The following is a 504-nucleotide window of genomic DNA, read 5'->3' as shown; positions in this document are numbered from 1 at the left end:
ACCTGGGCCGGGTTCGTCTACGCCGCGTTCGTCATCGACGTGTTCTCCCGGATGATCGTCGGCTGGCGGCTGACCGACCATCTGCGTACCGACCTGCCGCTGGACGCGCTGGAGATGGCGATCTGGCGTCGCGGCGGCCAGGCCGACACGCTGGACGGGCTGGTGCACCACTCCGACCGCGGCTGTGCAATATCTGTCGATCCGCTACACCGACCGACTCGCCGACGCCGGCGCAGTCAGCTCAGTCGGCTCGCGCGGGGACAGCTACGATAACGCGCTGGCCGAGAGCACCATCGGGCTGTACAAGACCGAACTGATCCACCGCCGCGGCCCCTGGAAGGGCCTGGACGACGTCGAACTCGCCACCATGGAATGGGTCGACTGGTACAACAACCGCCGCCTTCACAGCGCCTGCCAAGACCTTCCACCCGCCGAATACGAAACCCTCTACCGCACAAAGATCAACTCGGCTACTCTCACCCCAGCCACGTAACCCGGTCTCCA

General features: G+C 65.7%; 1 pseudogene. It reads left to right on the top strand.

Going from position 1 to position 504, the window contains the following annotated elements:
* A pseudogene (locus ACTWPW_RS64615) lies at positions 1 to 493 on the top strand (IS3 family transposase); the annotation flags it as partial.
* Positions 494 to 504: the final 11 nt, after the last annotated feature.

It is taken from the genome of Nonomuraea sp. KM90 (assembly GCF_052246675.1).
Classification (GTDB): Bacteria; Actinomycetota; Actinomycetes; order Streptosporangiales; family Streptosporangiaceae; genus Nonomuraea.
The sequence above is the reverse complement of the archived record's forward strand: the minus strand, read 5'-3'. Positions and strand labels throughout refer to the sequence as shown.